Genomic DNA, 13453 nt, shown 5'->3' with positions numbered 1-13453 from the left:
GTGGGGCGCGCTGGCCTGGGCTCGCGGCGTGGACTCGACTCGATGTGGGGACGACGGGGCGTGACCGGCGCTGAGAGCGCGACTGCGCGCACTTCTCGAGCCCGCGCCGGCGCTGCCTGCCGTCCGGCCCGCGCCGGTCCTACGCCCCCACAACCCCATGCGACAGATCCCCCTTGCGTCGCGCCTGGGCGATTTCGGTGCCGTGGACGAGGAAATGGATGTTCTCGGCGATGTTCGTTGCATGGTCGCCGATGCGCTCGATGTTCTTGGCCATGAACAGCAGGTGCGTGCAGGCGGTGATATTGCGTGGGTCTTCCATCATGTAGGTGAGCAGTTCGCGAAACAGGCTGGTGTACATGCCGTCCAGCTCTTCGTCGCGCGCCCAGGCGAGCAGGGCACGGTCGGCGTCGCGGTCGCGGTAGGCGAGCAGGACCTCGTTGACGAGTTCGCCAGCCAGTTCGGCCAGGCGCGGCAGGGCGAATACCGGACGCACGAGGTCGACACGGTTCAGGGCGAGCGCGCGCTTTGCCACATTGGCCGCGTAGTCGCCGATACGCTCGATGTCCGAGGCGATGCGCAGCGCGGCCATGACCTCGCGCAGGTCGCGCGCCATGGGCTGGCGCAGGGCGAGCAGGCGGATCACGTCGTGGCTGACCTCGCGTTCGAGTGCATCGATCGTCGCATCGCTGTCGACGATGCGTTGTGCAGAGTCGCTGTCGCGTTCGATGACCGCGGCGATGGCGGCCTCGAGTTCCTTTGCGGCGAGATCACCCATGCGCAGGATCTCGCCGGTCAGGCGTAGCAGTTCTTCGTCGTAGCGCTTCACGATGTGGTCGCCGGTTGCCTGGGTCATGTGCAAGTCCTCAGCCGAAGCGGCCGGTTATGTAGTCTTCGGTCTGCTGTTTCACTGGCTTGGTGAACAACTGTTCGGTCGCGCCGAACTCGACCAGTTCGCCGAGGTACATGAAGGCGGTGTAGTCGGAGCAGCGCGCCGCCTGCTGCATGTTGTGGGTCACGATCGCAATGGTGAAATGCTCCTTGAGCTCGGCGACGAGTTGTTCGATCTTGCCGGTGGCGATCGGGTCGAGCGCCGATGTCGGCTCGTCGAGCAGCAGCACGTCGGGCTTGAGTGCGACCGCGCGGGCGATGCACAGGCGCTGTTGCTGGCCACCGGAGAGACCGAGCGCACTCTGCTTGAGCTTGTCCTTGACCTCGTCCCACAGCGCCCCCTGGCGCAAGGCGAGTTCGACGCGCGTTTCGAGTTCTGCTTTCGACAGCTTTTCGAAGTGACGGATCGCGTAGGCGACGTTCTCGTAAATCGACATCGGAAACGGCACCGGCTTCTGGAACACCATGCCGACCTTGCTGCGCAGGCGGTTGAGCGGGTACTTCGCATCAAGAATGTTCTCGCCGTCGAGCAACACTTCGCCGCGTGCCTCGAACCGAGGGTAGATCGAATAGATGCGGTTGAAGATGCGCAGCAGGGTCGACTTGCCGCAACCGGACGGGCCGATCAGCGCGGTGACACGCCTGTCGGCAATGTCGAGATTGATGTTCTTGAGTGCATGGAAGCCGTCATAGTGGAAGTCCAGCCGGCGCGCACTCATCTTCGACGGCGTGGTCTGTGCCGCGGTGCGGCCAGCGCCGACCTTGGGTGCCGACATGGCGAAGGCGAGATCAGTCATGATGGATCCTGTTCCTGAGGAGGATGGCGCGGGCGATCAGGCTGAGAACGAGCACGAATGCGGTGAGGACGAGCGCACCGGCCCAGGCCAGGGTCTGCCAGGTTTCGTACGGACTGGCGGCGAACTGGTTCATGACCACCGGAACGCTGGCCATCGGTGCGGTGAGGTCCGCATTCCAGTACTGGTTGCCGAACGCGGTGAACAGCAGCGGCGCGGTTTCGCCGCTGATGCGCGCGAGCGCGAGCAGGATGCCGGTGACGATGCCGGCCGACGCGCCGCGGTAGAGCACCTGCACGATGACCTTCCACTGCGGGATGCCGAGCGAGAGCGCGGCTTCGCGCATCTGTGCCGGTACCAGGCGCAGCATCTCGTCGGTCGTGCGCACCACCACCGGCAAGACGATGAAGGCGAGTGCCAGCGCGCCGGCGATGGCCGAGAACCCGCCGCCCATCTCGGCGACGACGAGGGTGTAGACGAACAGGCCGAGCACGATCGACGGTGCCGACATCAGGATGTCGTTGACGAAACGGATCACCGTGCCGATGCGGCGCGCAGCAGAGTATTCGGCCAGCCAGGTGCCGGCGGCGATGCCGAGCGGCGTGCCTATGGCGAGCGCGAGCACGCACATGAGCATGCTGCCGAAGAAGGCGTTGGCGAGGCCGCCGTCGGCGTCCATCGGCGGCGGCGTGATCTTCGTGAACAGCGCCCAGTTGATGCTGCCGATGCCCTTGCTGATCGTCGTCCACAGGATCCAGGCGAGGAAGAACAGGCCGAACAGCGCAGCCGCGCAGGACAGGACGATGGCGACGCGGTTGAACAACGTGCGCCGGCGATACAGTCGCTCGGCGACGGCGACTGCCGGCGTGGTCATGACTGACGACTCAACCATGGCGTTCATCGCCCACCCTCCAGCCGCGCCAGCATCAGTCGCGCCGCGGCGAGGACGACGAAGGTGACGATGAACAGCACGAAGCCGAGCAGCAGCAGGGCGGAACGATATGTGTCGGTGGCTTCGGCGAAGTCGTTGGCGATCAGCGCGGCGATGGTCGTGCCGGGTTCGAGCAGCGAGGGCGAGTAGCGCACGGTGTTGCCGACCACGAAGGCGACCGCCATGGTTTCGCCCAGCGCGCGGCCGAGGCCGAGGAAGATGCCGCCGACGACGGCGGAGCGCGTGTACGGGAGCACGATGTCCCAGACCACCTCCCATTTCGTCGCGCCGAGCGCATAGGCCGATTCCTTCAGCCGCGTCGGTACGGTCAGGAACACTTCGCGCATGACCGAGGAGATGAACGGGATCACCATGATTGCCAGCACCAGGCCGGCCGTGAGCATGCCGATACCAAGCGGCGGTCCCTGGAACAGGGCGCCGACCAGGGGCAGGGTGCCGACATGGTCGTTGAGCCAGGGCGTCACGTATTCGGTCATCACCGGCACGAGCACGAACAAGCCCCACATGCCGTAGATGATCGACGGGATGCCGGCGAGCAGTTCGATGGCCGAGCCGACCGGTGTGCGCAGCCAGGTCGGCGCGACCTCGGTCAGGTACAGCGCGATGCCGAAACTGACCGGTACGGCGATGAGCATGGCGACCACCGCGGTGACCAGGGTTCCGTAGATCGGCACCAGCGCGCCGTAGCGGTTCTCGACCGGGTTCCATTCGGTCGAGACGAAGAAGCGCCAGCCTTCGCCGGCCAGTACTTCGCGCCCACCCCACAGCATCGACAGCGCGGCACCGGCCAGCGCGATGAGGACGAGGAAGGCGGTCGCGGCGAGGAAGCCGCGGAACACGCGGTCACTGCGTTCGTCACGCCGGGCCTGCGCGGGCAGGGCGGCGCGTTGGACGAGCGTCGTCATGGCATCTGCATTCCGGGTAGGGATTCGGCGCGTCCGCGGACCGGCGCAGGGCCGGTCCGCGGACGCATGCCTTACTTGATCTTCGCCGACCAGTAGGCCTTGATCTGCTCGACCAGCTTGTCCGGCAGCGGCACATAGTCGAGTGCCGATGCCTGCTGCTTGCCGTTCGCGTAGGCCCAACCGAAGAACTCGCGGGTGGCCTGCGAGCGTGCCGCATCCTTTGGTTGGGCGTGCATGAGGATGAAGTTCGTTGCCGTGATCGGCCAGGCCTGGTCACCCGGAGCGTCGGTGATGACGAGGCTGAAGTCAGTGGCGTTGGCCCAGTCCGCACTGGCGGCCGCGGCGGCGAACGACTCGGCATTCGGCGCAACGAACTTGCCGGCCGCGTTCTGCATCTGCGTGTAGGTCATCTTGTTCTGCAACGCGTACGACAGTTCGACATAGCCGATCGAGTTCTTGACCTGCTTGACGTAGGCGGCGACACCCTCATTGCCCTTGCCGCCGAGGCCGGTCGGCCATTGCACCGAGGTACCCTCGCCGACCCTGGACTTCCATTCCGGACTCACCTTCGACAGGTAGTTGACGAAGTTGAAGGTCGTGCCGGAGCCGTCCGAACGGTGCACGATGGTGATCTTGGTGTCCGGCAGGGCGACACCCTCGTTGAGCGCGCCGATCGCCGGATCATTCCACTTCGCCACCTTGCCGAGGAAGATGTCGGCGAGCACCGGGCCACTCAGCTTGAGCTTGCCTGGCTCGATGCCGGGCAGGTGAACCACCGGCACCACGCCGCCGATCACCGATGGGAACTGCACCAGGCCTGCCGCGGCCAGATCGGTGGACTTGAGCGGCGCGTCGGATGAGCCGAAATCGACCGTGCCACCCTTGATCTGGGCGATGCCGCCGCTCGAGCCGATCGATTGGTAGTTGACCTTGTTCCCGGTGGCGGCGTTGTAGTCAGTCGACCACTTCGACATCAGAGGAAAAACGAACGAGGCGCCGGCACCGGTGATGTCGGCTGCCTCGGCGACAGGAACGGCGACGGCGGTGGCAAGACCGATGGCGGCGGCACAGAGCTTGATCGAAAACGTCACGGCAACTCCTTGGGTAGCGGCTTGAATGCGATGCCGCATTTTTTAGCCAGCGGAAGTTGCAGAACGATGAGTGAAATATTTCAGGGATGTTGCAGGCGTCGGAGGACGGCCTTCGCGGCTGTGCTCGCTTGCCGTGCGCGCCTCAATCGCCCTTGATCAGGTCCGGTCCTGGTCCGGCGGTCTTCTCGTAGATGCCCTTGCCGGCACGCTGGTACCGTGTGAAGCCGTGCCGGGCGGCATGTTTCTCGCTGAGCCGGTGGGCCTGGCCCGACACGACTTGCGCGGCGCTCAGTTGCCGCACCAGGATGCCGCCGCAGGCGCTGCAGCGCGTATCGGGGTCGCCGCCGATCTTCTGCAGCAGGTCGATGCCCTCACGGCAGGCGGGGCAACCTTCGCTGGCGGGCAGGTAGTGATAGATCGGCATGCGGCCAGCATGCGGCCATGGTCGCGCCCGATCAAGCCTCTGGGGGAGTGGCCGGTTCATCCACGACCGCACCGAACCCCTGCGAGACCGCGATGTCTTCCATCTGCTTCCAGCGGTTGACGATGCGACAGAACAGTTCCGCCGTGCATTCGGTGTCGTATACCGCCGAATGCGCCTGGTTGCCGTCCCAGGCGATGCCGGCGGCAGCGACAGCGCGGCCGAGCACGGTCTGGCCATAGGCGAGGCCGGCGAGGGTGACTGTGTCGAAGCTGCTGAACGGGTGGAACGGGTTGCGCTTGTGGCCGGTACGGCGCACCGCGGCGTTGAGAAAGCCGAGATCGAAGCTGGCGTTGTGGCCGACCAGGATGGCGCGCTGGCACTCCGCCTGGCGCATGGCCTTGCGCACCGGCGCAAACACGTGCTCCAGCGCGGCTCGCTCCTCGAGCGCGTTGCGAAACGGATGGTCGGGATCGATGCCGGTGATTTCGAGCGAGCGCGGGTCGATGTTCGCGCCGGGGAAGGCGATGACATGCGTCGAGATCACAGGTGCGGCATGCACGAAGCCTGCCTCGTCCATGCCGATGATGCTGATCGCGATCTCGAGCAGGGCGTCGCGCTCGGCGTCGAACCCGCCGGTCTCGACATCGACGACAACGGGAAGGAAACCACGGAAACGATCGGCGATGCGGGGCATGCGGGGTGAGGTCATCCGGCGAGGATAGCCGAGGCGTGCGCGAAGCGTGAACGATGAGGGTGCTCAGCGCGTGCCGAGCACGATCTCGCGCCGATGGAACTCATGCAGCATGTAAAGGCCGGACGCACGCAGGCCGGGCTCGCTGCGCCCGAGCGAGGCGAGTACGGCGTCCACGCAATCGGCACCGCAGGCATCAGTGTTGCGGGACAGGGTCTGGAACAGCATGGCGCTCAGCGGATCGACCTCAAGGAATCCGACGTCGCCCTCGCGCGTGCGCACGAGCACGATCAGGGTCGGCTGCGCTGGCGGATCATGCGGGCGAAACGCCGGGCCGATGTGCTGGACCGGATAGCGCCAGGCAAGCAACCGGGCCAAGGGTGACAGCACCGGGATACCGGTGACCGGATCGCCGGAGCGATCGTGGGGCGCGCTGTCGATGTCGGCCTCGTCGATGGCGAGGGCGAGTTCGCTCCATTCGTACTGGGCCAGTTCGACGAAGAACGGAGGATCGATCCCGGACGGCGCGCGCGCTTCGAGAAATCGGATGAACTCGCATGCGATCTCGGTGAACAGCGGTGTCGAGCAACGGTGATCGCGCAGGAAGGCACGCACGAGTTCGCTCCATTGCGCGTCATCGTGCAGGGCGCGCAGCACTGGAAAATTGCCGCCGAGCAGGTCGATCAGGTTGTTCTGCACGAGTTCGCGGTAGATCGCCATGCGCCGTGCCTCGATATGGGCCGGTGCGGCGATGCCGTCGGGGTCGCGCAGGTGCGCGCTGAAGGCAAGGCGCGGATCGTCTGCGGATGCTTCAGGCATGGCGACGGCGTGCTCCGTCGGCGCAAGCGGCCTGCAGGAGACGGATGCGTCCGACTTCGACGAACAGTTCATCGAGCGGCGGCAGGTTGAAATCGCGCTCGACCATGGTCGGTACGCTGCCGAAGCGCGCGTAGGCATGTTCGAGCAGCGCCCACACCGGATCGATCACCGGTGCGCCATGCGTGTCTACGATCAGGTCGGACGCTTCGTTGTAGTGGCCGGCAACGTGGATCCAGGCCGTGCAGCCCACGGGCAGGGCGTCGATAAAGGCGTGCGCGTCATAGCGATGATTGATGCTGTTGACGTACACGTTGTTGACGTCGAGCAGCAACTCGCAGTCGGCTTCTGCGAGCACGGCGTTGATGAATTCGGCTTCGCTCATCTCCGCGTGCGGCACCGCGTAGTACGAGGAGTTCTCGACGGCGATGCGCCGGCCGAGGATGTCCTGGGTGCGCCGGATGCGTGCGGCGACGTGGTGGACCATCTCGCCGGTGAACGGCAGCGGCAGCAGGTCATACAGATGGCCGCCGTCATTGCACCACGACAGGTGTTCGCTGTAGTCGGCGATGCCGTGCATGTCCATGAAGCGGCGGATGCGCACGAGCAGGGTTTCGTCGAGCGGTGCCGGGCCGCCGAGCGAGAGCGAGAGGCCGTGACAGGCGAAACGATGGCGCTCGGTGAACGCGCGCAGCGCGCGGCCGAGGCGGCCGCCGACGCCGATCCAGTTCTCCGGGGCGAGTTCGAAGAAGTCGACGGGAATCGATGGGGCAGACTGCAGCGCGGCGATCAGGCCGCGCCGCAGTCCGAGCCCGGCTCCGGCGAGCGAAGCGCCGGCGCGCATGTCGCTGTCAGCCCTTCTTCTCGGCCGAACCGCCACACTTGCCTTCGCCGCACTTGCCCTCGCCGCACTTGCCTTCCTTCGCCTTGTGTGCGGCGTCCCATTCTTCGCGGGTGACCTTGCCATCGCCATCGGCATCGAGCTTGGCCCACTTGTCGGCCTTGTCGGGCTTCGCTGCATTCCATTCATCGGCCGAGATCGCGCCGTCGCCGTTGGCGTCGAGCTTGGCGAAACCGCATTTGCCCTCGCCGCATTTGCCTTCACCGCACTTGCCCTCTTTCGCCTTGTCGCCGGCCATGGCCACGACGTAGCCACGGCCAAGGTCGCTGGCCTTGAAACCATCGCTGGCAACGGCGAGTTGGGCGAGCGACAGCGAACCGAGCAGGGCGGTGCCGATGGCGATGCCGACGGGTTTGACGTGCTTGCTGGACATGGGGACTTCTCCAGGGGTAGAGGCGGAACGTTCCGCCGGGTTGCCGGCCATCGCCGGAGGGTATGGGTGACGCCAAGGGGACGATCGGGTTGCGGTGCGACCATGCAATGACAGCGTGCGGGCGCAAAGGTTGCCGCAGATCACATGTCCATGCATCGTGCGCCCGCAGCATGCATGTGGAACGCTTTCGTCATCAGGGTTTCGCCGGAATGAAATCGGAGCGTAACAGGACCGGCCTAGGCTGCGCGCCGTCGACTCCCTCATAACGGAAACCTGACAAATGAACCGACTGACCCCACGGCTGCTCGGCAGCGCAATCGCCATGATCCTGGCCGCGCCGGCTGCCCAGGCGGATATCGCTCTTGACGTGATGTTCGGCAGCGAAGTGAGCCTCGAAGGCCTGGTCCAGGCCGACGCCAACTGGTACGACAACGACGTGCAGGATCTCAACGGCACGACCGGTATCAATGGCAAGGACAGCGAGTTCGAGCTGCGTCGCGCCGAAATCGTGCTCAAGGGCAAGGGCACCACGTTCGACTGGGTGATCGGCTACGACGCCAAGGCCGACAAGTTCCTCGACACCAACCTCAAGTGGAAGCTCGGCAGCAGCTACCTGCTGATCGGTCAGTACAAGCAGCCGAACAGCCTCGAGGAGCTGACCAGTACGCGCCACAACGACTTCATCTCCAAGGCGATGGTCACCAACCTGTTCGGCGTGGGGCGCCGCCTCGGTGTCGCCTACGGCAGCGACGCCGGCCCCTGGGGTTATCAGGTCAGCGCGTTTGGCCGCGAACTGACCCGCAACCTCAATCAGGGCCAGGGTTTCGGCGGCCGCTTCTACTACGCGCCGATCCGTGACGGTGGCAATGTCCTGCATTTCGGCGTGTCGGCGATGGACCACGACACCGATGGCGACACCTCGCGCTGGCGCGTGCGCCCGGATGCCGATCTCTCGGCCGTACGCCTCGTTGACACCGGCACCCTTGCCAATACCGATCGCGTGCGCACCTATGGCCTCGAAGGCCTGTGGATCGGCGGCCCGTTCAAGGTGCAGGGCGAATACATGCGCTCGACCACATCGCGCACCAGTGCAACGAGTGCGCCGGACTTCACCGGCAACAGCTGGTACGTCCAGGGCGTGTGGAACCTCACCGGCGAGAAGTTCGGCTACAAGAATGGACTGCCGTCGACACCGTTGCCCAGCGAGCCGGCTTCGGGCATGTGGCAGCTCGGCCTGCGCTACGACAAGACCGATCTGGACGACCGCCCGGTGCTGGGTGGCGTGGAAAGCAACCTCACGGTCGGCGTGAACTGGTACTGGCGCTCGAACTTCAAGCTTGCTGCCAACTATGTCCACGTCAACAGCACTCGCCGTGGCGTCGACGACGATCCGAACATCGTCGAGGCGCGTGCGCAGTTCTATTGGTGAGTATCCGTCTCTCCAACGGCTGGTCTGGATCCCCGCAGTCGTCCCTTCAAGGCAGCCCACACGGGCTGCCTTCTTTTTTCCTGTGGGAGCTCCTTCGGGGGCGATGCCCTTCTCGCCCAAAGCATCGCCCGTGAACGGGCTCCTACGGATTGATTCCCGATGCCTTGCCGGCCGGTGTCTTGTGCCGCCATGCACACAGGTCGCGGATCACGCAGCGCGGGCAATCCGGAGTGCGCGCCTTGCACGTGTAGCGCCCGTGCAGGATCAGCCAGTGGTGCGCGTGCAGGCGGAATTCCGGCGGCACGACTTTCAGCAGTTTGTCCTCCACGGCACGCACAGTCTTGCCTGGGGCGAGGCCTGTGCGGTTGGCAACGCGGTAGATATGCGTGTCGACGGCGATCGTCGGTTCGCCGAACACCGTGTTGAGGATGACGTTGGCGGTCTTGCGGCCAACGCCCGGCAGGGCTTCCAGCGCCGCACGCTCGTGCGGCACCTCGCCGCCGTGTTCATCGACGAGGATGCGACAGGTGGCGATGACATTCCTTGCCTTGGCGTTGAACAGGCCGATCGTCGAGATATGTCGCTTCAGGCCTTCTTCGCCGAGGTCGAGGATCGCCTGCGGCGTGCGCGCGACCGGGTACAGCCGCCGCGTCGCCTTGTTGACGCCGACGTCGGTCGCCTGGGCCGACAGGATCACCGCGACCAGCAGTTCGAATGGCGTGGTGTACTCGAGCTCGGTGGTCGGATGCGGATCGAGTTCGCGCAGGCGCGAGAACATCTCGATGACCTTCTCGCGTTTCATGCGCCGCCGGCCCCGGAACCATTGCCGGCCATGCGCCGGGCCTTGCCGCGCGCGATCGCTTCGAGCACGGCCGAGCGCGTGATCGGTGGCGGCGGTGCCGCTTCGTCCGCGCGCGTGCCGGCACGGCGCGTTTCACGCTCGGTGGCATCGCGCGCCAGGCGCTTGCCCCGCGCCTCGTAGCGCAGGCGTGCATGTGCGGCACGTGCGAGCACGGCATTCCGCGCCAGCAGCGATGCGGAGATCGGTTGCATCGTGATGCAGTCCACCGGACACGGGGCGATGCACAGCTCGCAGCCGGTGCACTCCGCGGTGATGATCGCGTGCATGCGTTTGGACGCGCCGAGGATCGCGTCGACCGGACAGGCCTGGATGCATTTCGTGCAGCCGATGCACGCGGTCTCGTCGATCACCGCGATGGCCGGCGCCGCCTCGACGCCGAAGGCTGGATCGACGGGCTTCGCCGCGCACCCGAGCAGCCCGGCCAGCGCCGCCGCACCGGCATCGCCACCGGGTGGACAACGGTCGATGTCCGCCGTGCCGTTCGCCAGCGCCTCGGCATAGGGGCGACACGCCGCAAAGCCGCAGCGGGTGCATTGAGTCTGCGGCAGCAGAGCGTCGAGGCGGTCGGCGAGATCGGTTGGCATCTGGCGGGCGCGCGGCGATTTCGACCTCAGCGGACCGTGGCTCCCGGCACCGCGCCCGCATCGACGTCGAGCAGCCTGAGGTCGCTGCCTCCGTTGCCGGCCGAGAGGATCATGCCCTCGGAGAGGCCGAAGCGCATCTTGCGTGGGGCCAGATTGGCGACGAAGACGACGTGGCGACCGACCAGTTTGTCCGGCTCGGCATAGGCAGCGCGGATGCCGGAGAAGATCTGGCGCTCGCCGAGTTCGCCGGCGTCGAGGCGGAAGCGCAACAGCTTGTCCGAGCCTTCGACGAAGGCGCATTCCAGCACCTTGCCGATGCGCAGGTCGAGGCGGGCGAAGTCGTCGATCGAGATGTCGGTGCGTGCAGTGGCTGGAGTTGCCGGCGCGGCGGCATTGGCCTGAGCCGCCACCGTTGAGCCATGCGGTGCAGCGGTTGTGGTCGGCGCGAGCGATTCCTTCGAGGCTTCGAGCATCGCGGCGATCTTCGCTGTATCGACACGCGTGGCCAATGCCTCGTAGCTGCGCACGACATGGTCGCCGAGGTGCCGTCCGATGTCGTCGAAGCCGTGGTAGCCACCGGCAAGGCCGAGGAAGGCCTCGGCCTTCGCCGTGGTCGCCGGCAGGATCGGCTTGATCGCGCAGGCGATCGCCCGGAACAGGTTGAGGCCGGTGCTCAGCACGACGTGCAGTTCGCCGCGGCGCGCCGGATCCTTCGCCAGCGCCCATGGGGCGGCTTCGGCGATGTATGCATTGGCACGGTCGGCCACCGCCATGATCGCGCTGGTGGCCTTGTTGAAATCGTCGTTTGCGTAGTGGGTGACCGCGGCGGTCAGGTCCGCCGTCGCGGTCGACAGAGCGTGGGTGGCAGCGGACTCCCAGGCGGGTGGCGTCCCGGCATCCGACGCCCAGAACGCTGCGGCGAGGCGGTTGTCGAAATGCACCTCGAGCAGTTTCGCGCAGCGACTGGCGATGTTGACGAACTTGCCGACGATGTCCGAATTGACGCGCTGGGCGAAATCTTCGAGGTTGAGATCGAGATCGACCACGCCGCCGGAGGATTTCGTTGCGAAGTAGTAGCGCAGATGGTCGGCGTCGAGGCCGGCATCGAGGTAGGTGCGCGCCTGGATGAAGGTGCCGCGCGACTTCGACATTTTCTCGCCGTTGACGGTGAGGTAACCGTTGACATGCAGGGCGGTCGGCACGCGCAGGCCGGCGCCATGCAGCATCGCCGGCCAGAACAAGCCGTGGAAATTGACGATGTCCTTGCCGATGAAATGGTGCATCTCCGCGGTGCTGCCGGGGGCGAGATATTCGTCGAACGACAAACCCTCGCGGGCGCACAGGGCCTTGAAGCTGGCCAGATAGCCGAGCGGCGCGTCGAGCCAAACGTAGAAATACTTGCCCGGTGCACCTGGAATGGCGAAACCGAAGTAGGGCGCATCGCGCGAGATGTCCCAGTCGCGCAGGCCGCCGTCTGCATCGAGCCATTCGCGCAGCTTGGCGATCACGCCGGGATGGGCGACTGCGCGGCCACCGGTCAGCGTGCCGGCGAACCAGTCACGCAGCAGGCCCTCGTACTTGCCGACCTGAAAGAAGTGATGCTCGGAACCACGCAGCTCGGGCACGGCGCCCGAGACCACCGAGCGAGGGTTCTTCAGCTCGGTCGGTGCGTAGGTCGCGCCGCAGTTCTCGCAGTTGTCGCCGTACTGGTCGGATGTGCCGCAGTTCGGGCATTCGCCCTTGATGTAGCGATCAGGCAGGAACATCTGCCGCGCCGGGTCGTAGAGTTGCTCGATCGAGCGCTTCACGATTGCGCCAGCCTCGCACAGGGCAAGGTAGACCGCTTCGGCGAGTTCGCGGTTTTCCGGCGAATGGGTCGAGTGATAGTGGTCGAAGGCGACGCCGAAATCGGCGAAGTCGCGCTCGTGCGATGCCTGTACCGGAGCGATGAAGGCCTCGGGCGTCATGCCGGCCCTCTCGGCAGCGAGCATGATCGGCGTGCCGTGAGCGTCGTCGGCACAGACGAAATGCACGCAGTCGCCGGCCATGCGGCGCGCGCGCACCCAGATGTCGCCCTGGATATAGCCGACGAGGTGGCCGATATGGAGCGGCCCGTTGGCGTAGGGCAGGGCCGTGCTGACGAGGATCTTCCTCGGAGAACTCATGGCGTCGGGTAGTCCGCGGCGGGGAGCCGCGAATTATGGCATGCGCGTGCGACCGCAGCCGGCAAGCACGCGCATGGCGCGGTTCAGAGATCGGTGCAGCCGTACTTGGCGAACGTGGTGATGCCGAGCATGCGCATGCGCTTGCAGGACTGTTCGATGCGGTTCTCGCTGCCGGCCTTGATGTTCGCGTTGATGATGCGCACCGAATCCTTGAGCTGGCGGCCGTGGACCAGGCGATCGTCCGGCCCCATGCGCGTGTTGATGCACTGGCGCGCCTTTTCCATGTAGTCGTCGCACACCGGGTAGCCGGTCGCCTCGAACGCGGCCAGCTGCTCGTCGAGTGGCGGTGGGGATTCTGGCGCGGCTTCCTTGACGGCTGCGACCGGGGGCGGCGGCGGGCGAGTTTCGGAAGCGGCGGCCGGCGATTCCGGCGTGGGTGCGCTTGCCGGCAGTCCCGAAGGCTGCTCCCGGTTGCATGCGGCCAGCCCGGCGAGAACGGCCAGCGGCAAGGCAAGGTGGATGATGCGCATGGGTGAGGTCCTTGGACGAGGGCGGGACGAATGATGCGGGCTTGGACC

15 protein-coding genes are annotated in these 13453 nt (G+C 66.0%); 1 reads left to right on the top strand and 14 read right to left on the bottom strand.

Going from position 1 to position 13453, the window contains the following annotated elements:
• Window positions 1-139: 139 nt before the first annotated feature.
• From phoU to KF907_RS15125, 10 genes are all read right to left on the bottom strand, one after another.
• Window positions 140-853 carry a phosphate signaling complex protein PhoU gene (gene phoU, locus KF907_RS15170; protein ID WP_291221752.1) on the bottom strand — a complete coding sequence of 238 codons (714 nt, stop codon included), beginning with the start codon at window positions 851-853 and terminating at the stop codon, window positions 140-142.
• Between the two features lie 10 nt (window positions 854-863).
• Window positions 864-1685, bottom strand: a complete 822-nt coding sequence (pstB, locus tag KF907_RS15165; protein WP_472843885.1) for a phosphate ABC transporter ATP-binding protein PstB — start codon at window positions 1683-1685, stop codon at window positions 864-866.
• A complete protein-coding gene (pstA, locus tag KF907_RS15160; RefSeq protein ID WP_291221821.1) occupies window positions 1678-2556 on the bottom strand; it encodes a phosphate ABC transporter permease PstA in 879 nt (292 codons plus the stop codon). Before pstA ends, pstB begins: the two co-directional genes overlap by 8 nt.
• A 23-nt stretch (window positions 2557-2579) precedes the next feature.
• Window positions 2580-3539 carry a phosphate ABC transporter permease subunit PstC gene (pstC, locus tag KF907_RS15155; RefSeq protein WP_291221750.1) on the bottom strand — a complete coding sequence of 320 codons (960 nt, stop codon included), beginning with the start codon at window positions 3537-3539 and terminating at the stop codon, window positions 2580-2582.
• Between the two features lie 71 nt (window positions 3540-3610).
• Complete coding sequence (gene pstS, locus KF907_RS15150) at window positions 3611-4669, bottom strand: phosphate ABC transporter substrate-binding protein PstS (RefSeq protein WP_343214769.1); 1059 nt, start codon at window positions 4667-4669, stop codon at window positions 3611-3613.
• Window positions 4670-4772: 103 nt separating this feature from the next.
• Window positions 4773-5054 (bottom strand): FmdB family zinc ribbon protein, encoded by a 282-nt coding sequence (locus KF907_RS15145; RefSeq protein ID WP_291221746.1) that lies wholly within the window; start codon window positions 5052-5054, stop codon window positions 4773-4775.
• Window positions 5055-5085: 31 nt separating this feature from the next.
• Window positions 5086-5748 (bottom strand): ribonuclease T, encoded by a 663-nt coding sequence (gene rnt / locus KF907_RS15140; RefSeq protein ID WP_291221744.1) that lies wholly within the window; start codon window positions 5746-5748, stop codon window positions 5086-5088.
• A gap of 63 nt (window positions 5749-5811) precedes the next feature.
• Window positions 5812-6564 (bottom strand): HvfC family RiPP maturation protein, encoded by a 753-nt coding sequence (locus KF907_RS15135; RefSeq protein ID WP_291221742.1) that lies wholly within the window; start codon window positions 6562-6564, stop codon window positions 5812-5814.
• Window positions 6557-7405, bottom strand: a complete 849-nt coding sequence (locus KF907_RS15130; protein WP_291221740.1) for an HvfB family MNIO-type RiPP peptide maturase — start codon at window positions 7403-7405, stop codon at window positions 6557-6559. Before KF907_RS15130 ends, KF907_RS15135 begins: the two co-directional genes overlap by 8 nt.
• Before the next feature lie 7 nt (window positions 7406-7412).
• Complete coding sequence (locus KF907_RS15125; protein ID WP_291221738.1) at window positions 7413-7835, bottom strand: EF-hand domain-containing protein; 423 nt, start codon at window positions 7833-7835, stop codon at window positions 7413-7415.
• Window positions 7836-8115: 280 nt separating this feature from the next.
• Between KF907_RS15125 and KF907_RS15120 the strand changes: the two genes are divergently transcribed.
• A complete protein-coding gene (locus KF907_RS15120; RefSeq protein WP_291221736.1) occupies window positions 8116-9264 on the top strand; it encodes an OprO/OprP family phosphate-selective porin in 1149 nt (382 codons plus the stop codon).
• A gap of 142 nt (window positions 9265-9406) precedes the next feature.
• Here the strand turns inward: KF907_RS15120 and nth are convergent, their stop codons facing one another.
• From nth to KF907_RS15100, 4 genes are all read right to left on the bottom strand, one after another.
• On the bottom strand, window positions 9407-10066 hold the full coding sequence (gene nth / locus KF907_RS15115; protein ID WP_291221734.1) for an endonuclease III: 660 nt from the start codon (window positions 10064-10066) through the stop codon (window positions 9407-9409).
• A complete protein-coding gene (locus tag KF907_RS15110; protein WP_291221732.1) occupies window positions 10063-10710 on the bottom strand; it encodes an RnfABCDGE type electron transport complex subunit B in 648 nt (215 codons plus the stop codon). The genes nth and KF907_RS15110 overlap by 4 nt, the downstream gene beginning before the upstream one ends.
• 26 nt (window positions 10711-10736) lie before the next feature.
• Window positions 10737-12875: a methionine--tRNA ligase gene (metG, locus tag KF907_RS15105; RefSeq protein WP_291221730.1), complete on the bottom strand. Its 2139-nt coding sequence runs from the start codon at window positions 12873-12875 to the stop codon at window positions 10737-10739.
• An 83-nt stretch (window positions 12876-12958) separates the two neighbouring features.
• Complete coding sequence (locus KF907_RS15100; protein ID WP_291221728.1) at window positions 12959-13405, bottom strand: hypothetical protein; 447 nt, start codon at window positions 13403-13405, stop codon at window positions 12959-12961.
• Between the last annotated feature and the right edge of the window lie 48 nt (window positions 13406-13453).

This window comes from Dokdonella sp. (genome assembly GCF_019634775.1).
In the GTDB taxonomy this organism is placed as follows: domain Bacteria; phylum Pseudomonadota; class Gammaproteobacteria; order Xanthomonadales; family Rhodanobacteraceae; genus Dokdonella.
This window is presented reverse-complemented; position numbering and strand designations above follow the sequence as displayed.